Raw genomic sequence first — 21,927 nt, forward strand, 5'->3', positions numbered from 1 at the left:
ATTACTGCTCCTCCTTCTTAAATGTTCCATTAAATATTAACTGTACAAAGTTGATGATAAGCGCTACCACAAGAAGTACTACACCAACTGCACATGCGTAGCCCATGTCATTTTTCTCAATACCACGCTTATACAAGTAACCTACAATTGTAAGACCGATATTGTTTGGTGATGAGTTTCCTGCCCATAACATGTATGACTCAAGGAACATTGAAAGACCGGCATATACTGAAATTGTAAGTACATAAACTGTTGTTGGCTTTAGTAAAGGTAATGTAACATATCTGAATTTCTGCCAACCTGAAGCACCATCGATATCTGCTGCTTCATATAAAGATGAATCAATAGACTTAAGTCCTGACAGGAAGTAAAGCATATTTACACCAGTCCATCTCCAGCAAGCAACAATCAAAAGTGCAACCATACCTGACCAGCCCATCTTTAACCATTTATATGTTCCAAGGCCAAGAGCCGCTGTAATCATATTCATTTGGCCTGTTGTGTACTCTGTAAACATCAGGCGGAATAATGTACCAGAAATAACAACTGATGTTAAAGCTGGCATGTAAAGAACTGCCTTCCATACTCCTTTTGCCTTTACTAAATGACTATCCATAAGAACTGCAAATAGCATAGGGAAAGGAATCAATAACACTAATGTAAAGAACATGTATTTACAGCTATTCATAACTGCTATATGAAATACATTGTCTTTTAAAAGCTTGGCATAATTCGCAAAGCCGATCCATTCTGATTTGATTGCCCCAATATCCTGAAAGCTCATTGTAAAAGCTGTGATAAGTGGGTAAACCCAGAAAAAGAAAAAGCTAAGTATAAAAGGAATTACAAACACATATGGTGCAACCTTTTGTGAATAAAATAGCTTTTTAAACTTCATAAATCCTACTCCATCCTTTTTAAAAGAGGATGCCTGCCTTTCGGCAGGCACCCTAGAAATATTAATATCCATATAATAATTTCTCCTGTTTTGGGAAACATGATTAAATCATTGTGTTTAGATATTCCCTTACGGGAAGACACACCATCCATGATTGCCTACGGCAATGAGGTGTGTCGTGGGAAACACTTTTCAGCAAGCTGAAAACTATTTCCTATTGTTCCATATCTACTGCATCCTGTGCTTCCTGAAGAGCATCATCTACAGAGTAATCTGGATCTTCAAGTACTTCATTAAGTGTTGTTGTGCAGAAGTACTCATTGATTGTTGGGCTGATAGATACAACAGAAATCTTTCCAATGTTGTCCATTCCAATTTCATTTAATACATCGTATGGATAGTTGATGAAGAACTTGTTGTACTGGTTGTTGTCATCATGTGCGAATGCATCATCACCCCATAAAGCTGAGTTACATACATCAAATCCAAGTGTATCCCAGATGTGCTGTTCACCCTCTGCAGACATCTTTGCCCAGCATGTAAATTCTGCTGCAAGCTCTTTATTCTCAGATTGCTGTGTTACAACTGTACCTGTACCACCGATACCAACTGAGCACTTCTGGCCAGCCTTGAATACAGGACATTTTGCAATGTACCAGTTGCCTGATTCCTCTGGCATGTAGTTTGTGAAACGAGACATATACCACATAGCCTTAGGGAATGAAACGATGTTTCTATCCATGATATTCTGGAAACCAGCTTCAAGATCAACATGTCCGTCTGGAGAAACCTCTGCAAGACCTGACTTTAACCAATCCTGCTGCATTGTAAGCATTGTCTTTACTGAATCAAGCTGAACGTTTGCTGGGTTGTCAAATCCACCTGTCCAGTCATCACCGTTTTCAGCCATTGCAATCCAGAGCCAATCAACTCCGCCTGTATCAACTGATGTCCAATACTTTCCTTCCTCTGAAACAGAACCAAGATACTCTTCACCGAGCTTTGCGTAATCATCCCAAGTCTTAACTGCGTCAATCTTTGCGATTACTTCATCCTGGCTAAGTCCCATAGCTTCGCTCATTGCTGCTACGTTGTAGTACATTACTGTAGCACCTACGTGGTATGGAGCGCCATAGTAGTTTCCATCTTCACCCTGATATGTTTCCATTCTTGATGTAACCATTGTATCAAGGTAATCCTTAGCGTAATCATTGAGAGGTACTAACCACTGATCAAGACCTTCAACTACGTTAGGGAACTGACCAACCTCTACATCACAGATATCAGGAGCACCTGTACCTGCCTCTAAAGCTGTAAGAAGCTTTGTGTGCATATCGCCATATGGATATGTTGTACATGTGATTTCGATTGTGTTGTCTGGGTGTTCCTTGTTCCACTCCTCAGCCATAACACCGTAGTGCTGTCCGTGAAGTTCAACGAATGTCCACATCTCAAGATGTGTTCCGTTTGGATCACCAAAAGTATTTGTAACTACTTCAGCTTCAGCTGACTCAGCAGCTTCCTCTTCTGTAGCTTCAGCAGCGTCAGGATCAACTCCACCCTCTGATGATGCTCCCCCGCAACCAACAAATAAGCTAGCTGCCATTGATGTGCAAAGCATTGCACTAAGCAATTTCTTCTTCATTCTTCTCCTCCTTTAAAAAAGAAATGTTTTTTCCGCCAGGTTTTTACTGTATAATAATGAAAGGCTGAGGCTTGATAGCCTTTCGGGGTGTTCAGCAAAAACTCATTAACGATTATGTAATTATAATAAGACCCCAACTACCGATAGTCAATATTTATTTTAGAAAAAACTAAAGTATTTTGGATATTCTTTTATAATACACAAATTGGACACATCCTTTTTGGTAATATTTGCTAAAAGTATGTATAAACTCAGTGTTTATCTATAAAATATCCCCTTGTTTTTAGATTTTTTCTAAAATATTACAGCTTATCACCCTCGGTTAGTTGACAGACATTTCGTTTATAATTTATAATTATATGAATTAATTTATTAAAACAAAAAGGAGCAGTACGATGATTCATATCACTTCTCTGGACGAAGGACTAGAATTATTTAAAGCATTAGGCTCGGACGTGCGAATCCAGATATTAAATATCTTATTAGAAAATGACCATATGAGCATGAATCAGCTTGCAACACAGCTGAATCTCAGTAATGGTGCTCTCACTGGTCACATCAAAAAGCTTGAAGAATGTGGTCTTATCTCCACTTCAAACGAATCAGCAAGTCATGGTAACTCAAAGATTTGCTCAGTTATCCAGGATAAAATAGTAGTAGAAATAGATAAACCAGAAGACCTTGCAAATGTATTTACTACAGATATAAAGGTGGGACAGTTCTCAAAATACAGCATCTGCCCTACCTGTGGTTTGGCCAACAGCGCTTCTGTTATTGGTGAAATTGACGATGCCAGATACTTCAGCCATCCAGATCGTTTCAATGCAGATATTATATGGTTTACAAAAGGTTTTGTTGAATACTCTTTACCAAACCTTATTCCTATTAACAATAGAATCACACAGATTTCCATATCCTTTGAGATTTCATCTGAAGCTCCTGGTGTAGACAGCAACTGGCCATCAGATATTTCCTTCTCACTTAACGGAACAAAGCTTGGTATGTGGACCAGTCCTGGAGATTTCGGCGGTGACATCCTCGGAATGTTTACACCTGACTGGTGGCCACCAAACTGGAATCAATATGGTCTGTTAAAGCTTCTTGTTATTAACAAGCACGGAACATTTATAGATGGTCTTCAGATTTCAGATATTACTATCTCAGATTTGGATATCAAGCAGGGAATGCCTCTTGATTTTAGAATTGCTGTAGAGGATGATGCAGCACACATCGGTGGTGTTACACTATTTGGTAAAACCTTTGGAAACTACGGACAGGATATCAAAGTAACTCTTAACTACAAACCTATAGAATAAAAAATGGTGGCCGTTAAAAACGGTCACCATTTTTTATTAGGGCATCTTGAAACCTTTGCTGATGCTCTAAGCTCCACGTAACAGCCACAGGACATGCAAGTGCCAGCATTAAGCTTGTCACACTGCTTACACACCGAGAGTCTGGCTTCGTATTCTTCATCGTTTGCCATATCCTCAGGCTTTAATGCCCCTTTATATTTTTCAATCATAGCGGTGTCTGCATCGATCATATCTCTCAGCAGACACCTGGTACATACTCTATTTTCTATCATAATCAAACACTGGTCTTCCATCTACAAAACTAAACTTCATAAGCATAGCATGACGATTAGGATTGTACAATGGGTCACCAACTATTTCTGTCTCTGTACGGGCATGATATACCAAAATATCATTGCCCTCCTCATCAACTGTAAATGAATTATGACCTGGGCCATAAACTACATGCCCTGCTGATGATGCAAGAACTGGATAGCGCTCCTTTTTCCATGAAAGTGGATCTAGTAAATCACTATCTGCATCAGCTGTAAGCATACCCATACAGTAATTTATACCTGTATCGCTGGCAGAATAGGTCATGAATATTTTTCCATCTCTTTGAATTACAGATGGTCCCTCATTTACCCAGTAGCCCCTGCGCTCCCAGTCATAATCTGGAGTTGTAAGAAGCACCTGGTCTGTTTCAAGTGTATAACCATTTTTCATGCGAGCAATGTAAAGATTTGAAATCTGTTTACCTACACCAACCTTTTCAGCCCAGATATAGTACCACTGACCCTTGTTTTCAAAAACTGTTGCATCTAGCGAGAAGGCTTCAAATGAAAATTCATCAGACTCTGCTCTAGTCATCTTGCCCTTTTCAATCCATGGGTCCTTCATAGGGTCATCACCCTGACACTCTAATACGTATGGACGGATTTTCCAGATGTCCTCCATCTCACCGCCAGCATAATAGATGTACCATTTTCCAAATAGATAATGAAGCTCTGGCGCCCAAATGTGTTTAGACATTGGACCTGATTCATGCTTGTGCCATACCTCAAGCTCTGGGGCATCCTTCAAGCCTTCTAAAGTATCACTGCATCTCAATATGATTTTGTCATATTCTGGTACAGATGCTGTAAAATAATATTTACCATCTGTGTGACGATATACGTATGGATCTGCTCTCTGCAAAATCCATGGTTTATTGTATTCAAAATTCTTGTCCATATTAATATTTCACTCCCGATATAGTTTGATTATTTCCTACTGCTGAAAATGTCATTACATCTGTTCCTGCCTCATCCTTCATCTGGCAGAACACACCGCTGTAGCTTGTTCCATCAATTGTGATATTCATGTAATAGGTGCCGCCCTTCATTTCCCAGGTACCGCTAACCTCTTTTCCATCACAGCTGCCATCCTTGTTCAGATAAACAATAAATGGATTTGCTATGTCGCTTGAAATATCTGTTCCCTGATTAATCACATAGTATCTTCCAACTACGTCATCCTCTGCGTAGCCATTTTCAGAAGCAGTCTCCCCCTGTGTCTGATAAGGAAGGAAACATGGCCAGCCCTCTTCATTCATGAGAATCTGATGAACTCTTGGAGAATGTCCTTCACCACCATCATTAAAGCGGGTGTGGTACACAACATATTTTTTACCATCTGTATCAACGAAGGCTGAATTATGACCGGTAGCCATATATGCCTTTTCAAGGCTAGGTAGCTTATAATTACCAGAAAGCTTTAAGCCAAAATTCTGATGCTGTGCACTTTTTTCAGGATAAGCACCATTCATGTCCACATATTCACCATCAACAGTCTTTGACCGGAACACTCTCATTTGATATCCACCATTGCTGGTAAGACCACCATAGGATACAAATAAATAATAGTAGTCTGTATCCGCATCATACATAATGTATGGACCCTCGATGGAAATGTGTCCCCCGCCTAAAAGCTTTTTACCAAAATACGCATCTACGTTATTTGCTTCAGCAGCTTCAGGGTGAATTACAAGTCCAGTTTCTGGATCAAGTTCAAGTAAATATATTCCACCAGACCAGGAACCGTAGGTCATCCACATTCTGCCATCCTTGTCATAGAAAACTGTTGGATCAATGGCATTTGGATAATCCTCGTAATTGTAAGAGCCACCCTTTATATAATTCTTTTTTGCGTAGTCCTCATCTACATAATCAAGGACATCTGTAGCTTCAATATTTTTACCTGTAAAGCCTGAATAAATCAATGCTCCCTGCCACTCAAATGGCCCCTCTGGTGTATCACTTACACCAAAACAAAGATTTGATGCATTAAAGGTACTGGTGGTGCAATAGTACATATAATATTTTCCAGTTGTTTTATTGAATATTACATCTGGTGCCCACACATGGGTCTTGCCATCGTCTGTTTTTATGATGCTATCCTTGCTACCGGAATAAGCAAAGGATTTATCAGCCACATCATAAATCCGGCCATAGACTGGATTGCTTTTCCCGTAGCCATCAGCTACCTTTGTCCAATTTATCAGGTCATCGCTTTTTGCTGCAGACATATGAGAACCGTAAATGTAGTATGTTCCGTCTACTTCTAAAATGGATGGGTCATGGACAGAAACGCCCGAAGAAACGTTGCCAGTGGCAATGCCATCATAGCTAACGTTGTAATTTTTGACTTCTGAATTTGAGCCTGAGCATGCCACAAGACCACCTGCCATAGAAACAGCTAGAACACATGATAAAAACCGCTTCATGGTTCTTTCCTCCTATTTTGTCTTATCGTCTAAGCATCAAGCCTCAAATGCTTAAGTTATTTAAATCAATATTTACTATAACAAATCGTCTTTAGGTTTTCAATAATTATTTTAATTCAATCTAAAATAATACACCTCCTAGCAAATAGGAGGTGTAACACAAATTAATTATTACTCTAAATTTTTTACTATAAATGTAGAACTATCTTTATCCTTACCATCAGTAAGTGTAAGTATTCCATCCACAAAAGTGAGATATTTTCCTGCCTGAGCCACACTTTCAAAGCTGACTCCGTTTTTATCGCCAAGGCCCTGCACAGTCTTGAATGTCTGATTAGAAGCTGATGCATCAGAAGCCTTTGTGTCCTGGCTAAGGGTTGCTGTTCCATCAGAATTTGCTGTGATAAACAGTCCAGGCTTGTTTTCAGATTCTATCGAAACATAAGCCTCATTCTTTACATCAGCTTTGCCTGGTCGAATCACCCATTTGAAGTCATTGCTATCAGATTTTACAGTCCCTGCAACCAGCTTGACATTTTTGTATGGATAATCACTATCGACAGATGAATTTATAAATGTTTCATGAGCTATAGCCGATGCTCCATCCATAGATGTTATTGTTGAAATCTGTCCATCGATTCCTGCTGCACTCTCCTCAAAAAGATTAATACTTCCATCCTCATTAAATTTAAGCTCCACTATGCAGGCTGTTCTTCTAAAACCACTTCCCGCAGGAAGAGAACCATTGTGATAAACAAAATAGGTCTTTCCTTTGAAATCAAATACCGCCATATGATTTGTGTTGGAGGTAGCTGTTGGATTCATGATTTTATCAGTTTCAGACCACTTGCCTGAAAGTAAATCATCTGTGGTGGCATAGGCCATGCACTCTCTCCACTGATGGGCAAAAAACAAATAGTAATCACCATAATAGTTACCATTTTCATCAGCTCTGCGATAAATCCATGGAGCCTCTGTGTAGCTATCAAGGCCATCAGTTCTGGTAATGATGTCATCCTCACCTGCTATTTTACCGTTTGTTATTTTGCCATCTCCGTTTACATCTTTGATGGAAATCATGTCCTCATTCAACTCGCAGACAAAAAACATTCCATTTCCCCAAGCCAGGTATCGATGCTCTACACCATCAGCATCAGTTTCTATCCAAGCCGTTGGGTCTATATCGTTGAAAGTGCTGGTGTTAGGTTTAGTTACAGAGCTTTTTACAAGAGGCTCCCCAATATCCACAAACTTTCCTGTGGCAGAATCAGAAACCGCCACTCCAATGCATTGCTTTCCTGTTTTATCCCAGCTGCAATAATATAGATAATATTTGTCCTTTCCATCAGCTGGATCCGTATGCTTCATCACCTGACTGGCCCAGGCGCTGGTGTCGTTACTATCCCACTTTACATCCTCCATGGACATTACTGTGCCCTCAGGCTTCCAGTTCACTAAATCCGTTGAAGAGTAGCAAAGATATTCTGGTATGTTGTAGATTGATTTTGCCACCTCTTCATCTGTGGAAGCATCATGTCCAGTGTACAGATATACTGTATCTCCATCTACAAGGATAGATGGGTCACCGCCATAGGTGATATTTTGATTGTCTGCTACCATAGGATTGCCTGTGGTACATTTTTCAATTGAGATTTCCTTTGGTGTGCCGCAGGCTGTGGCTGTCATAGCACAGAGTAGTGCCGTGGTTGTTAATAGAATTGCTCTTTTCTTCATTTGATTGTTCTCCCGATACATTGCTTTAGTATTAGTTAAATTACTTTAGATAATACTATATCATCTGATTGGGGGATTCTCAAGATAAAAAAAAAGACCATCTCCTGAAATGGAGATGGTTTAAGGCGGTAGGTACGCCCTCATCCGTCAGCTTTCGCTGACACCTTCCCCCTTAGGGGGAAGGCACACCTCATCCGGCCCTTTGGGCCACCTTCCCCTCTAGGGGAAGGCTTTTATTTTCTTAGAGGTAGTGGGAGTTTTCGGTTCTGTATTTTTTTTCTAGTTTGTTGCAGCATGAGTAGAATCCTGGGATCAGGAAGAATACTGCAAATAGCCATGCTACCGGGCTGGCCCAGATGGCGCCGGCATAGCCTATCATTGGAACGAAGGTGAATGCCACAAGGATTCTGGCAATCATTTCCATTACACCTGAATATATGGCAAAGGTGGAAAAGCCCATGCCCTGGATTGCAAATCTAAAAATATTAACCGCAGCCAAAAGTGTGTATGTAACTGCGTTTGCAAGCAAGAACATCATAGCCTGCTCTATTATAATGTCTGTTTTGGTGAAAAGCCTAAGCATATATCGCCCTGCAAAAAAAAGTACTATCAAAATAAAGACAGAATAAATAGTTCCCAAAAGCTGAGCTGTCCAGGTTCCTTTTTTTACTCTGGCAATATTTTTTGCACCTACATTTTGTCCTGCGTAGGTAGCCATGGTGCCACCTAAAGCATCAAAAGGACATACCACAAACATTGAAACCTTGGCGCCTGCTGTCATGGATGCTACAGCAATAGTTCCAAGTCCATTTACTGCAGTCTGAAGGATAACAGAGCCTATAGCTGTGATCGAATACTGTAGTCCAAATGGAATTCCCATTGATATCAAAACTTTTGTATGATGAGGTCCAGGAGTTAAATCCTTTCTGGACATTTTCAGTATAGGGAATTTCTTTTTCATGTAAACCACGCAACTTAAGCCTGCAATAAGCTGTGCCAGCACAGTTGCAAGTGCCGGTCCATTTACACTCATCTTAAATCCTAAAATGGTAACGATGTCCAATACCACATTAATTCCTGCTGCCATAATCAAAAAATACGTTGGAGTCTTGCTGTCTCCTAATGAACGCATGATTCCGGCGGTCAGGTTGTAAAGAAATGTAACAGGTATCCCAAAAAATATGATTGAGATGTATGAATATGCCAAATCAATAATATCATCCGGAGTCTGCATTATTCCAAGTATCTTGTAACAAAAAATACTGACAAAAAAAGTAATCACCACAGAAAAAATTGCAGACAGCACTATCGCATTGCCTACGAATTTTCTCATGGAATCATAGGATTCCGCACCGAATCTCTGGGCCACAGGAATGGCAAAACCAGAACACATTCCCATGCAAAATCCATTAATTAAAAAGTTGATAGAGCCAGTGGAACCTACTGCTGCAAGTGCTGAATCTCCAAGTATCTGGCCTACAATAATTGTATCCACCAGGTTATACATCTGCTGAAACAAAAGTCCTGCAAGCATAGGAATAGAAAATCCCAATATCAAAGTGAGGGGATTTCCTTCGGTCATCTTTTTAGTAGTTTCTTTAGCCATTAATTTCACCTATTCTATTTTATCAGTCTTGTATTAAATGAATTAGCCCTTGGCGCCAATCTCCATTAGAAGTCTGATTAACTCAAGATCAGATTCCTGAACCTTAAGATTTGTTTCAATACGCTCTCCTGCCTCGTCTGTAACTGAAATTTCAATAACAGATCCTGGAGTCATTGCCTTATTTTTTACAGCTCCAAAAAATGGAATAAGCTTTGGATGATTTGCATTAAATGTCTCCGCCGCGCTTCTAACTCTAAATAAATCTGCTGGATTAATTGCCATAATGGTAGTCTCCTTTATATAAATTCTCTCTAAACTATATACTTACGAATCAACTTTCGCAACTCTTCTTCTTTAATTGGCTTTGCAATATAATCTGTAAAACCAAGTTTTTCATACTCCTCCTTTGCTCCAACTACTGCATTTGCAGTCTGCATAACAATAGGAGTTAATTTGTTTGGATTGTCAATCATGCTGTCCATAGCCTTTTTCAAATCCACTCCATCCATTCCAGGCATAAGATGATCCACAAAAATGATGTCATATTTATTTCGCTTAATCATCTCAAGTGCCTCAGTGCCACTAATAGCAGTGTCAACACTTATGTCCGTGTTACTGAGAAGCACTGTGAAAACTCTAAGGTTGATGGCCACATCGTCCACCACTAGAATCTTGCCTATGATATCAAACACTTCATGTCTGTCTGCCACACGTCTATCACCATTTGGTCCCATGGAAAACAATCCGCAAGGCTCAACCGAACGGATTTCCTGTGGAATATGTACAGTAAATGATGAGCCTTTGCCAAGCTCTGATTCACAGTAAATAGTACCACCCATCAAATCTACCAACTGTTTGGTGATGGTAAGGCCAAGACCAGTTCCTTCAAGGTGCATATTTTTAAACTGTCCTACTCGTTTAAAGGAATCAAACAAATAAGGGATATTTTCTGCTGCTATACCAATACCTGTATCAGTTACAGTAACTATAAGTATAAGCTTTCCGTCATGAATTTTTCCTCTGACTGTCAGAGTAACTCTTCCTTCCGGAGTATATTTAACAGCATTGGTCAAAAGATTTGTAATTATCTGGATGATGCGTTCCTTGTCACCACGAAGCTTTGCAGGCAGCTCATCACTCATATCCACCTCAAATGACAGTCTGCTTGCTTTTGCTCTTGGACGCACCAAAGCATAACATTCACGAACCATACTCATTAAATCGTATTCATCCGGCTCTATTTCAATTTTGCCTGCCGAAACCTTTGCAAGATCCAACACCTCATTTACAACACTAAGCAGGTAATTACCGGCACTGTTAACATCTCTGGCGTATTCCAAAACCTCCTTTTCCTTGCTTTCCCTGAGAATCATCTTGTTCATACCAAGAATCGCATTTATTGGTGTGCGCATCTCATGAGACATTCTTGTCATAAATGCTGTACTTGCATCATGAGCCTGAACTGCTGCAAACATATCACGCTCCATGGTTCTAATGTCTCTAAGAGCTCTAAAATAAGACATTATAATCATGAATAACAGACCAATTATCAGATACAAGCCATTTATAGAAGTAGGATGATTGGTCTGATAATCAACAATCTGAACCACTCCCATAATGATTGCACCAAGAATTCCTAAAAATTCAAGGAAGTATTTTTTTACATCTCCATGCACTAAATCCGGGATGACTGTAACCAGATACAAAAGCATGGTGAGCACAATTGCCAAAAAGGCTATAGGCAGTAATTCGCTTAAATCTGTGTTGTTATAGAACTGAAGCAAAATAGCTGTAAGGGCAGAAAACTCCTCTAAAACAATAAGTACCATATAGGCGAATCGATATTTGCCATCCTGTAAACAGTCGAAGTACATACATGTGGCAAAAGGCAACATGATAAGACTCAAGTATGTCAGATAAGATAATAATGAAAAATTAGGCACAAAGAATTGTCTGCTGGCACTTTCCGCCAACTGCCACATAGCAGCACAGATAACTGTCCACCCTGAAAAGAAAAGTGGCAATGTTTTGTTATAAGAAAGCTTAATACTTACACCTATGATAAAGGCAATTATACCAAGTGTCAGCAAGAACAGTGTAAGAAGCAGTGTGTAACGCTCCGAATTGTAGGTTGCCATAAGAATTCCGTACTGAGTTCCAAGCATAAATTTACTCATAATGCCGGAATAATTATTATCCCCATCAAAAATAATTTTAATAGTTTTACCATTATCGGAAGGATGAAGTGGCACATACAAAATAGTATGCGGACTATGGCTGCCGAATAATCTTGTATCCTTAGTAGAAAACTCATATCTTAGCTCGTTATCTACATATGCCTTCACATCCTGCATTTCAGAATTAAAGCTTAAAAAACTGTCTCTGTCTGTCCAGACATCCAGCTTCTTTCGAATGATAAATAAATGATTTCCCTCAACATCATAATTGCCAGGAAGTTCAATATGTTCAGCCACTCCATTCCATCGAATTCTTTCCCATCCTTCACCATAATCTTCAACAGTCATATCTGTATAAGTGCGCTCATCAGGAAGTGTGTATTCTCCTATAAACATCAATCCGACGACGAATAAAAAAATCAACATTCCAAAGACAAATATAATTCCGTATAAAAAACTATTAGTGTGTTTCATAATACATTTCCCCATTAAGCCGATAATAAACCAATATTATTACCCTAAGTATAATTTTTCCCCGGAGATTAAACAACAAGTTACGAAAATTGTCACACTTTTTTCCTATAATAAGGGTGCTATTCATTAAGGAGGTGGCCAATGGCAAGTTCTGAACAAATCGCAAAGGAATATTATGATAAAGGTATTAATCTGATTCACATTAACAGCATTGAGCTTGGTATAGACAATCTGAATATGGCAAAAAGCATATACGAAGAATTGAACGACACCACAAATTATGTCATGACACTTCGTGGGCTTGCTATTGCCTATGGAATTATGGGCTACGACTCTAAAATGCTATATAAATGTCTTAATGCCTTTGATTATCTGGATAAAAATAAAATTCAGGGCGCAAAGCACTTGTTTTATACCATCATCTGCAACAGATATATGACTCTTGGAGATTATGACAGTGCTGTAAACTATGGACGCATGGCATTGCAGGATTTGGAGGATTATGGCACCTGTTTTAATAATGAGCCAGTTCATTATTTAGTGGCATGTCTTAATCTGGCATACTCCTATCTCCACACCCACCGTTTTTCTGAAGCCGAGACTTTTTTAAAAAGAGCAAAAGAAATAACCACTAAAAATGACATGCATTTCCACGACCTGTCTCTTGCCATACTTACTGCAAGTCTCCATCATCAATCAGGGGATGACAAGTATGTCTATGACCATTTGGATGAATTTGCCGGTTTCATGAAAAGTCCAGAGGTGACCATTCAGGATTACCTTGAGGATTTATATCTGCTGGTAGAAACCTTCTGTGATATGGGTGAATATAATAGAGCTGAAGCTGTTGCACAAAACTTGGACTCTATAGCCACCATTTCAAGTAATCAACATTTAAAGCTGGAAACCGCCAAGCTTTACATGTTTGTTTTTAAGAACTCAGATAATAAAGAAAAGTACCATTCTGCCTGCGTTCGATACGCTGAAGAAGCCCTGGCCTATGAAAACGCAATAGCCACAGAACACTTAGTAGAGATGGACACATCGATTGCATTGTCTATTGCTGACACTCCTAATGAGTTAATATAATGATATACAGGTCCTAAAACTTAGGGAAAGGATTATATATCAAGGGAATGAATAAGAAAAAAATAGGTGTAATAATCGTTTTGATTTTGGCCATAGTGGCATTATTCAAAGCAGAATTTGACTTCAATCCTTCTGTGCGGGTATTGGCATCTGTAATCGACTTTTCAGAATCTACCTTGAAAAGCCCTGATTATCTTGCCTACAATATCGACCTTAAGGACTTATTCCGCAATTATGCCAATTCAGATTTAGAGTATTCCGGCAACGCCTATATTAAACGTCTAAAGGGCTTTCCATATTCCATCACCGGAAGTGTTAGTGGGCAGCGCTCCTCTTCTCAGCGCAAATTTTCCTGTAAATCAAATCTGGATGTACTTGTGTTAAATGTAGGTGAAATGGGTGTCTATGCAGAAAATGAGACAGTCTATCTTGACGCTCCAATTTTAGGTGATATTTCCTACGGCTTTGACACTGGAAATAATCTATTTCTTCAGGCTCCTAACCTGAACAATGATTTAAATAAAGAATGGTTTCATAACAACAAAAGAAATATCCTGAATTTCGTCAGAAACATTGAGGTTTCAAAAACAGAAAGCAAATATATTGATGAAGATGGAACTGAAAGCAGCGAATACAAAATCGTGATTCCTAAGGGTGAAGGTAATTTCATCTGGCAGATGCTTGGTATGGATGCCCCTACCCACGATATCACCTGCTATTTATATCTTGATTCACATAATCACACCAGAAAAATCACCTTTGATCTTTCATACAAAACAAAGGGTGCCTACATTTCTGTCTACGGCAAAAACTGCAACACTATCGAAATGTATGCTCCTCTTCCAGATGGCGAAACTGTAATAGCCACAATAAAAAGAAACGGAAAAAATTCCTACACCAATTCTTTCACAAACAATATTACTTATACTACAAACAAGGGTGTAATCTATGTTGCAGATTTTAACACTATAATTGACTATGCTGGTGAAGGTATGAATTTTGAAGCCACAAATATCAAGATTTCTGAAAATAAAGCAATTGTAGCTGAAGGCTATGTCAAAGGTAACGTGGCTCCTGTAGATGATTTGGATGATATATTTGAGACTGCAGGCTTTGACAAAAATAAAGCAACTGTCATTGATTGGGCAACAATAAAAAATGACACCGCCTCTTTTGTAAGCGATGTCATTTCACAAGCTCGTAAGAATGTAGAAGTATTTAATTTATTGAATTAAGGTTCCATATCTTCCATTTTTGGAGCTTTCTCAAGAAGCTTATATAAAAGATTATAAAGCTGAATTGTTTCCTCTTGAGAAATCGAAACACATTTGGCCATTTTAGCAGGTATAGCACATGCCTGCTCTTTTAATGCTTCGCCATCTGCTGTTAAAGTAATGATAAGGTTTCTCTCATCATCTTTAGAACGCGTACGCTTTACATACCCCTTCTGTTCAAGTTTTTTAAGGACAGGTGTAAGAGTACCTGAATCGAGAAACAGCTTGTCTCCTAAAGCTTTAACTGTTATTTCTTTTTCTTCCCATACTACTAGCATTGTAATGTACTGTGTATATGTCAAATCGATTGGATCAAGATATGGCTTATATCTTTTTACAATCTCCTTTGAACAAGCATATAATGGAAAACATAGTTGGTTAGAAATTTTCAAGCAATCAAATTTATCACCCATGATTAATTAACTCTCCTCGATTTTATTGTATTTACTCGATTTTATTGTATTTACTCTATTTTAAAGATTCTTTGAAATAAAATCAACTAAGGCTTCCTTTGGAGCAAAGCCAACATTAGCATCAACCTTTTCGCCATCCTTTAAAACGATGATAGCTGGGATATTCATGATGCCATATTCCTTTGCTAATTCAGGATTTTCATCTGTGTCAATGCTGTAGAACTTTGCCTTATCAGCCATTTCCTCAGAAACCTCTTCTAAAACTGGTCCAAGCATCTTGCAAGGTCCGCACCAAACAGCATTAAAATCTAAAACTGAAATGCCAGCCTTATCCATTGAGTTAAATTCTTCTGTTGTGATTTTCTTTACCATGGTAAATATCTCCTTTCGATTATCAAATTAATATATTAGTTTTTCTTTAATTCATTTAAATATGAAACAGCAGAAAGTGCTGCAACATTTCCCTCACCAGCAGCCTTAATGTACTGATATGGTGTACCTGTAATATCACCGCAGGCAAATAAACCTTTGATGTTTGTAGCCATTGATCGGTCTACCTTTATATGATTGCCATCCATTGTAAGTCCTGGAACCAACTGGGATGGTGCAATCTGCTCTCTTAAAATGAAAATACCATCTGCCTTGAAGGTATCAGATTCTGCATTAAGAACTGCCTGCCCATCTGCCATTTCAATAGATGTAGCCTTGATGCCATCATGAACCTCGATATTGCCTCCAAGATTTCCTGCATATTCATACTGCGGAAGGTAAAAAACCTTTTCAGCTCTCTCAGCAAGGAACTCTGCTTCTTCTTCATCTGCTGCACTATATGCAAGGATGATAGCTGTCTTTCCTTTGTATAAAGCTGCATCGCAGGTTGCGCAATAGCTAACGCCTCGTCCAAGATTTTCCATTTCTCCAGGAAATGGCTTCATGGCTGACATACCAGCAGCTACGATAACTGAACTAGCCTCGTAATCACCGCCATGGCACTGTAATGCAAAATAGCTACCCATAGAGTAAACTGCATTAACCTTGTCCTCTGTAATCTCTACACCCATTGAAGCGGCGTGATCAAGGAATGTCTGTGCCATCTTGTCTCCAGGAATATTAGGTAAACCTAGATAGTTCTGAATGCTGTGAGCCTTTTCCACTTTATCTGAAGATCCCTTGCTTCCTAAAAGAAGAACTGACTTATTTCTAACTTTTGCTGTAATAGCAGCTTCAAGACCTGCAGGGCCTGTTCCAATAACTGCTATATCAAATCTTTCCATTTTAATACCTCCGTAAAACAAATTTAATTGTACGCAACTTTTAATATAATCGAATTGTACTCAATTAAATTGTTTTTGTCAACAGGTGATCAAAAAAATATAGGCTTCGGAGTTTGGTCTCTTCCAAAGCCCATATATATTATATTATCAAATAATGTCTTTTTTGTGTACACACAATTAAATTTTATTACTAATTTATTGTGTGACTCACTGAAGCAATTTGTTAACCAGATTTTCCTGGTTTTCCATTTGGTTCTTCATAGCCATATTTTGTGCAGCACCTAGTACCCCACTGTTTTTATAGCGGGTAACTGCATCATAAAATTCAGTATCCTCTTTACGAGACTGTGCCGCTGTAATATTCTCTGCAGTATTTTCATTCTGATTGTAAGCTGCAGTAAGTCCATTTGTCTGAGCGCCTACCTGGCTTCTCATGGCATTAAGTGATGAGTATGCACTATCAAGGGCATCCTTAGTAATCTTATTTGGATCTCCTGTAACATCGAAATTCTCAAGAACAGACATTGCAGATTTTGCATCTGTCTGCTTGATGGAAATACTACCTGCACCAGTGTGAATATTGAAATCACCATTAGAACCATCTAAAAGATTCTTTCCATTATACTGTGCCTGATTAATTGTCTGATTAATTGTCTTTACAGACTCCTCATTTGCCCTCTGCAAAATCTGTCTATCACTTTCAGAATACAGACCATTCATAGCACGAACTGTGTTTTGTTCAATATCACCTAAGGAGTCTGCTATGCTTGCCATTGCACCATCTGCGATATTTAATGCATCCTTACCATAGGAAATATTACTGCTTCCTGTTTTGAGGGAAGATGCCTCCTTCAAAAGCTTATGACTGATTGCAAGTGCCACCGCATCATCTGCTGCTGTGTTTACCTTTTTACCAGTTGCCAGCTCCTTACCAGCTTTTTTATGTACAGCCTCAGTAGCCTTCATGTGATTCATGCTATTTTGGAATTGTGCCTTGTTAAAATTAGATTGGATTTTCATATAACATCACCTCAATCAATTAAATCTGTTATAAAACTACAAAATACCTCATCTTCTACTTAAATGATAACACTCTATTTTCCAAATGTCATGTGAAGAAATGTTGAACCTGAGTCCAAATATATTCTTCTGTTGCATAAACCATATTGTGTGCAATTTAATATTCCTTCGTTGTTTATTAGGATAATTATTGTTTTAAATATTCACTTCCTATAAAATATTTCCTTGAAGGAGATTATTATCATGAAACAATTTTTAAAAAAGAAAAATATTGAAATCTCTGTAAAGAGATATTTAATTGACGCCCTTGGAGCTATGGCTCAGGGACTTTTTTGTTCACTATTAATAGGAACAATTATCAATACTATAGGAGCACAATTTCATATCAGCTATCTCACTACTCCTGTAGCTACTGTGGCAGGTGTTGATTACACTGTAGGCGGACTTGCTGTTGCAATGAGTGGTCCTGCAATGGCTGTTGCTATAGGCTATGCGCTTCAGGCTCCTCCACTTGTACTGTTTTCACTAATTAGCGTAGGCTTTGCATCTAACGCTTTAGGCGGAGCAGGTGGTCCACTTGCAGTACTTTTTGTAGCTATCCTCTCTGCTGAAATCGGAAAGGCCATTTCAAAGGAAACTAAAATCGATATTCTCGTAACACCTTTAGTGACTATAGGTGTGGGCATATTCCTTTCGGCATGGTGGGCACCAGCACTTGGTAGAGCTGCAAGCTCTGTAGGTACTCTTATTATGTGGGCCACAACAAAGCAGCCTTTCCTTATGGGAATATTAGTTTCTGTAATAGTAGGAATTGCCCTTACACTTCCTATTTCATCTGCTGCAATATGCGCTGCCCTTTCCCTTACAGGGCTTGCCGGTGGAGCTGCCGTAGCAGGCTGCTGTGCACAGATGGTAGGCTTTGCAACTATGAGCTTTAAGGAAAATAAATGGGGTGGTCTCGTATCACAGGGGATTGGAACTTCAATGCTTCAGATGCCAAACATCATCAAAAATCCACGTATCTGGATTGCACCAATTGTCTGCTCAGCCATTACAGGTCCTCTTGCTACCTGCATTTTTAAAATGGAGATGAACGGTGCTGCAGTTTCTTCCGGAATGGGAACCTGCGGACTTGTAGGTCAGATTGGAGTGTACACAGGCTGGATTAATGATATCGCAACCGGAAGTAAAACAGCCATTACTCCTATGGATTGGGCTGGTCTTGTGCTTATATGCTTTGTGCTTCCAGCTATCATTTGTCCATTCATTAATAACTATCTTCGTAAAATCGGATGGGTAAAAAGTGGAGATTTAAAGCTACAATAAAAAATATTTTTAAGTCAAAAAATGGCGCCCCTCATAACGAGTGGGCGCCTTAATTTAATTAATTTTACTGTTCTCCCATACGGGCAAACATTAATCTAAATTCTTCTTCTCTTGATTTAACCAGGGTGAATTTTGCATCCTTTATTTCCATACCATCCTGAGCAAAATAAAGCTTCATAAAGAATGTCATAGCACAGCCCTCGAAAGGAACCTCTATTGTCTGCCAATCCTTATCCTCACCAGTTAAGGTAACCATCTTTACCAATTCCTTATCCTTAAAAATGCTAAGTGGAATCTGAGCAAGCTCGCTCAAGGATTCAGTTGCACGAACTGTAAGTGAAAGCTTGTAGTCTCCTCTTTCCTTGAATGAAACAGTGACCATTGTAGTATTGTTGCGACCTGTTTTAATCTCAGCAGGATCAATTTCAGCTACTCCGCTTTCATCAATTCGAAGGTCAATCATGTTATCAAATGCCAGTTCATCATCATCTGCTTCTTCAGCAAGCTTGATATCAAGCTCATTTCCTCGCTCAATAAATCTGGCAAATACTGGCTTTTCCATAATCCATTTGCAGATATTTGAAGCACATCTCTGAAGCTCAAATCTGGTCAGATTTCCCGCTGCAAGCGCTTCCTTGAGATTGTCCTTATTGGTGTTGTCCTCGGCAGAACCTGTAACCATATAAAGGTCGTTTTGCGCCTTTACGATAGATGCCATATCGGCATTGTTTCCATTATAAGACTTGCCGCCCTTTGCCCACCAGTCAGTCATAACGATGCCATCAAAGCCCCACTCTCCTCTAAGGATTCTGGTAACTAAATCGTAATTAGAGGATGTATAGTAACCATTAACAGAACCATAGGTTGTCATAACAGCGTGAGCACCAGCCTCCTTTACAGCTATCTCAAAGCCCTTTAAATATATCTCCCGGATTGCTCGCTCAGATGCCACATGCTCAACAGTATGACGGCCTGTCTCCTGAGTGTTCATTGCAAAATGCTTTATTGTGCCAGTGACTCCATATTTATGCATCCCCTTAAGCTGGGCTGCTGCATTTTTTCCTGTAATGAATGGATCCTCGCTGAAGTACTCGAAATTACGTCCGTTAAGTGGATTTCTATGAAGATTCATACCAGGGCCAAGGAGGCAATCTATTTTGTTTTTGCGAAGCTCTAAACCTTCCCAGTTGTAAAGCTCTTCTGTAAGTGGAAGATTCCATGCGCATGCAAGGCAAGTACCATTAGGCATGGCAAATGCTTTTTTACCAGAGTCCATACGAATTCCCGAGGGACCATCTGTACAGCAGGCTACTGGAATCCCTTTTTCGATTAATGAGTCTGTGACACCGCCATAGGCACCACCGCAACCTGGTGTAACCTTTGGTGAGCTCATACCCTCACCTCTTACGATGCAGCAAAGCTCATCATCTGAAAGCTGTGCTATAAAATCATTCATAGTAGCTTTTTTATCGTAGACATCTACAAGCTTGATGCCCTTATCCTCAGTCTTTTGTATATCAGACTTAAGATTTTCATTTCTTAGATTGCTTGGATCAACCGTAGCTTTAGGAGTCTTTTCATATGAAATGCTAAAGCTTCCATCTGCATTAAGGGCTGGCTTCATTCTCTCAAATTCTACTACTGGTGCCATTGCTTCAGAAAGCTGTTCTACTACCTCTAATTCTTCCTGTTCAAAGCTTGAAGCAAATTCTGCACTGCGCACATTTTCACCAATGTAAAACTTGTATTCACCAGGTAAAAGTACATAGGCACTCTTGTTGCCAGTTACACCTGCGTCATCATAGCTTGATAGCTGATAATTCGTAATTACGATATTTAATTTTTCAGTCTCACCTGGAGCAAGCTCCTTTGTCTTTTTAAAGCCTACAAGCTCTCTGGCTGGATTACCAAGTACGTCCTGTGGCTTAGATACATAGACCTGAACTACCTGCTTACCAGCCTTTGTGCCAATATTTGTAACCTCTACCTCAAATTCCATTTCCTCCACGCCATAATAGAAGGTTGTTGGTTTGATTTCAAATGAGGTATAGGACATACCAAAACCAAATGGATATAGTACGCATTCCTTGTCAAAGGTCTCAAAATATCTGTAGCCTACGTATATATCTTCTTTTTGAATATTACACTTATCACCACCGAAATTTGCTGTGGATGGATAATCATCTATTTCTCTTGCAATAGTGTCAGTGAGACGTCCTGATGGATTAACATCACCTGAGATAACATCAAGTGCACCGAAACCACCTACCTGACCGCCCTGCCAGATGTATAAAACAGCAGCTGGGTTATAAAGCTCAACCCACTTCATATCGATTATGTTTCCAACATTTAAAAGAACGATTGTCTTTTCAAAAGCTGCTGTAACATTTTTAAGCATCTCGTGCTCGTCATCAGTAAGCAGATAGCTTCCCTGAGTGTCGCTGTTGTCCTGGTCCTCGCCTGCAGTACGACCGATGATTACGATTGCAACATCAGAAGACTTTGCTGCAGCCTCAGCCAAATCCACAGTGATAGGCATCTCCTTTTGAAACCATGGCTCAGATGCCCAGCCAATACCTGCATCGAAAGGGTTGTCCTTAATCCATTCATCGTAAGTAACCTTAAGGCCCTCCTCTAATGTGAAGCGCTCATCCTGCTCTAAAGCCTCTCGTACTCCAACAACATATTTTGTGTTTACCATACCGCCTGAGCCAGTTCCGCTCTTATAGTAGTTGAACTGACTTCTGCCAAAGAGTGCAATCTTTGTGCCAGCAGCTAGTGGTAAAACATTATCATCATTTTTAAGTAATACTATTCCCTCAGCTACTGCCCTTCTGGCAACAGCTGCAAACTGTTCATCGTCAAAAATTTTTGAGTCCATATATAACCTCCGCACTTATATCATAATACCTTGTCATAGTAATAAAAAATACGGGTA

The 21,927-nt window shown here is 39.3% G+C and carries 18 protein-coding genes; 4 read left to right on the forward strand and 14 right to left on the reverse strand.

Annotated features, from left to right (window positions below):
• Position 1: 1 nt before the first annotated feature.
• Entirely contained in the window at positions 2 to 898 is an 897-nt protein-coding gene (locus BLV53_RS11915) for a carbohydrate ABC transporter permease (RefSeq protein ID WP_090301236.1), read from the reverse strand.
• Between the two features lie 214 nt (positions 899 to 1,112).
• The gene (locus tag BLV53_RS11920; RefSeq protein ID WP_090301145.1) at positions 1,113 to 2,543 is read right to left on the reverse strand and encodes an ABC transporter substrate-binding protein; all 1,431 of its coding nucleotides are present in this window, start codon (positions 2,541 to 2,543) and stop codon (positions 1,113 to 1,115) included.
• A 395-nt stretch (positions 2,544 to 2,938) separates the two neighbouring features.
• On the opposite strand from BLV53_RS11920, the gene BLV53_RS11925 reads away from it, so the two are divergent.
• Entirely contained in the window at positions 2,939 to 3,859 is a 921-nt protein-coding gene (locus BLV53_RS11925) for an ArsR/SmtB family transcription factor (RefSeq protein WP_090301147.1), read from the forward strand.
• 23 nt (positions 3,860 to 3,882) lie between these two features.
• Here the strand turns inward: BLV53_RS11925 and BLV53_RS11930 are convergent, their stop codons facing one another.
• The 7 genes from BLV53_RS11930 to BLV53_RS11960 form a co-directional block, all read right to left on the reverse strand.
• Positions 3,883 to 4,131: a DUF6171 family protein gene (locus BLV53_RS11930; protein WP_090301238.1), complete on the reverse strand. Its 249-nt coding sequence runs from the start codon at positions 4,129 to 4,131 to the stop codon at positions 3,883 to 3,885.
• Positions 4,118 to 5,071, reverse strand: coding sequence for a glycoside hydrolase family 43 protein (locus tag BLV53_RS11935; RefSeq protein WP_170830841.1), 954 nt, complete (start codon positions 5,069 to 5,071; stop codon positions 4,118 to 4,120). The genes BLV53_RS11930 and BLV53_RS11935 overlap by 14 nt, the downstream gene beginning before the upstream one ends.
• Before the next feature lies 1 nt (position 5,072).
• A complete protein-coding gene (locus BLV53_RS11940) occupies positions 5,073 to 6,602 on the reverse strand; it encodes a glycoside hydrolase family 43 protein (protein WP_090301151.1) in 1,530 nt (509 codons plus the stop codon).
• Positions 6,603 to 6,773: 171 nt separating this feature from the next.
• A complete protein-coding gene (locus tag BLV53_RS11945; protein WP_242879096.1) occupies positions 6,774 to 8,336 on the reverse strand; it encodes a family 43 glycosylhydrolase in 1,563 nt (520 codons plus the stop codon).
• A gap of 241 nt (positions 8,337 to 8,577) precedes the next feature.
• The gene (locus BLV53_RS11950) at positions 8,578 to 9,942 is read right to left on the reverse strand and encodes an MATE family efflux transporter (protein WP_090301155.1); all 1,365 of its coding nucleotides are present in this window, start codon (positions 9,940 to 9,942) and stop codon (positions 8,578 to 8,580) included.
• A gap of 42 nt (positions 9,943 to 9,984) precedes the next feature.
• Positions 9,985 to 10,224, reverse strand: a complete 240-nt coding sequence (locus tag BLV53_RS11955) for a hypothetical protein (RefSeq protein WP_090301157.1) — start codon at positions 10,222 to 10,224, stop codon at positions 9,985 to 9,987.
• A 29-nt stretch (positions 10,225 to 10,253) separates the two neighbouring features.
• On the reverse strand, positions 10,254 to 12,593 hold the full coding sequence (locus BLV53_RS11960; protein ID WP_170830842.1) for an ATP-binding response regulator: 2,340 nt from the start codon (positions 12,591 to 12,593) through the stop codon (positions 10,254 to 10,256).
• 141 nt (positions 12,594 to 12,734) lie between these two features.
• On the opposite strand from BLV53_RS11960, the gene BLV53_RS11965 reads away from it, so the two are divergent.
• The gene (locus BLV53_RS11965; RefSeq protein WP_090301161.1) at positions 12,735 to 13,682 is read left to right on the forward strand and encodes a hypothetical protein; all 948 of its coding nucleotides are present in this window, start codon (positions 12,735 to 12,737) and stop codon (positions 13,680 to 13,682) included.
• Positions 13,683 to 13,729: 47 nt separating this feature from the next.
• Positions 13,730 to 14,917, forward strand: a complete 1,188-nt coding sequence (locus BLV53_RS11970; protein ID WP_090301163.1) for a hypothetical protein — start codon at positions 13,730 to 13,732, stop codon at positions 14,915 to 14,917.
• Here BLV53_RS11970 and BLV53_RS11975 read toward each other — a convergent pair.
• From BLV53_RS11975 to BLV53_RS11990, 4 genes are all read right to left on the reverse strand, one after another.
• On the reverse strand, positions 14,914 to 15,369 hold the full coding sequence (locus BLV53_RS11975) for a MarR family winged helix-turn-helix transcriptional regulator (RefSeq protein ID WP_090301165.1): 456 nt from the start codon (positions 15,367 to 15,369) through the stop codon (positions 14,914 to 14,916). The genes BLV53_RS11970 and BLV53_RS11975 overlap by 4 nt on opposite strands.
• 60 nt (positions 15,370 to 15,429) lie before the next feature.
• Positions 15,430 to 15,741, reverse strand: coding sequence for a thioredoxin (gene trxA, locus BLV53_RS11980; protein WP_090301167.1), 312 nt, complete (start codon positions 15,739 to 15,741; stop codon positions 15,430 to 15,432).
• A gap of 35 nt (positions 15,742 to 15,776) precedes the next feature.
• A complete protein-coding gene (locus tag BLV53_RS11985) occupies positions 15,777 to 16,643 on the reverse strand; it encodes an NAD(P)/FAD-dependent oxidoreductase (RefSeq protein ID WP_090301169.1) in 867 nt (288 codons plus the stop codon).
• 207 nt (positions 16,644 to 16,850) lie between these two features.
• On the reverse strand, positions 16,851 to 17,663 hold the full coding sequence (locus BLV53_RS11990; protein ID WP_090301171.1) for a flagellin: 813 nt from the start codon (positions 17,661 to 17,663) through the stop codon (positions 16,851 to 16,853).
• Positions 17,664 to 17,906: 243 nt separating this feature from the next.
• Between BLV53_RS11990 and BLV53_RS11995 the strand changes: the two genes are divergently transcribed.
• Positions 17,907 to 18,989 (forward strand): PTS sugar transporter subunit IIC, encoded by a 1,083-nt coding sequence (locus BLV53_RS11995; protein WP_090301174.1) that lies wholly within the window; start codon positions 17,907 to 17,909, stop codon positions 18,987 to 18,989.
• 64 nt (positions 18,990 to 19,053) lie between these two features.
• Here BLV53_RS11995 and BLV53_RS12000 read toward each other — a convergent pair whose 3' ends face one another.
• Entirely contained in the window at positions 19,054 to 21,870 is a 2,817-nt protein-coding gene (locus BLV53_RS12000) for a glycoside hydrolase family 3 protein (RefSeq protein WP_090301176.1), read from the reverse strand.
• Positions 21,871 to 21,927 lie beyond the last annotated feature (57 nt).

The organism is Pseudobutyrivibrio sp. ACV-2 (assembly GCF_900107545.1).
Taxonomy (GTDB): Bacteria; Bacillota; Clostridia; order Lachnospirales; family Lachnospiraceae; genus Pseudobutyrivibrio.